Genomic DNA, 1,029 nt, shown 5'->3' on the forward strand with positions numbered 1-1,029 from the left:
GTTGCTCCAGAAGTAGATAGCTTAACCTTCGGGAGGGCGTTTACCACGGAGTGATTCATGACTGGGGTGAAGTCGTAACAAGGTAACCCTAGGGGAACCTGGGGTTGGATCACCTCCTTACCTTAATCTCAACGCCTGTTGAGTGTTCACACAGTTTGCTTGATATGAAAGAGTGACGATTGGCCTTGTGCTAAAGCATCAAGGCACAGTTTTGGGTCTGTAGCTCAGTTGGTTAGAGCGCACCCCTGATAAGGGTGAGGTCGGTAGTTCAAATCTACTCAGACCCACCAAATCTTGTCGATACAGCGTCATGAAGCTCGTCGTTTAGTGAACTAAACGTCCTCCCTTCATTCCTTGTCTCGCCAGCGATTTGGTAAAACACGTCGGCTAAATGGGGCTATAGCTCAGCTGGGAGAGCGCCTGCTTTGCACGCAGGAGGTCAGCGGTTCGATCCCGCTTAGCTCCACCATTAAACCAAAGCCATAAGCCATAAGCCATAAGCTATAAGCTTTAAGCTGTAAGAGAAAACACATCTCTTAAAGCATAAATCTTAGAGCTTAAAACACTCTGTTCTTTAACAATTCGGAAAAAGCTGATGAATAAAAGTAGTTCTTGATACTGCAAGTGTCTTGGAACTTCTTGGCGAAATGTGTTGTAAGCATCAGTCACATGATGCGTACCGCCTTCATGAGTGTACCGGTCTTTGGACTGACACACTTCTTGGGGTTGTATGGTTAAGTGACTAAGCGTGCACGGTGGATGCCTTGGCAGTCAGAGGCGATGAAGGACGTGCTAACCTGCGTTAAGCACGGGTGAGCTGGTAAGAAGCGCTTGAGCCCGTGATGTCCGAATGGGGAAACCCACTCTACTTTGTAGAGTATCGCTGTGTGAATACATAGCACAGCGAGGCGAACCGGGAGAACTGAAACATCTAAGTACCCCGAGGAAAAGAAATCAACCGAGATCCCCTTAGTAGCGGCGAGCGAACGGGGGCCAGCCCTTAAGCAGCTTGAGGCGTAGTGGAACGGT

2 tRNA genes and 2 rRNA genes are annotated in these 1,029 nt (G+C 48.7%); all 4 read left to right on the forward strand.

The features are described 5' to 3' along the window. Positions 1-120: ribosomal RNA gene (locus DA373_RS15995) — 16S ribosomal RNA — on the forward strand; the annotation flags it as partial. A 93-nt stretch (positions 121-213) separates the two neighbouring features. After that, positions 214-290 (forward strand) — tRNA-Ile (locus tag DA373_RS16000). Positions 291-393: 103 nt separating this feature from the next. Then, positions 394-469, forward strand: a tRNA-Ala gene (locus DA373_RS16005). A gap of 263 nt (positions 470-732) precedes the next feature. Beyond that, positions 733-1,029: ribosomal RNA gene (locus DA373_RS16010) — 23S ribosomal RNA — on the forward strand; the annotation flags it as partial.

Source organism: Oceanimonas marisflavi, assembly GCF_003049725.1.
GTDB lineage: Bacteria > Pseudomonadota > Gammaproteobacteria > Enterobacterales > Aeromonadaceae > Oceanimonas > Oceanimonas marisflavi.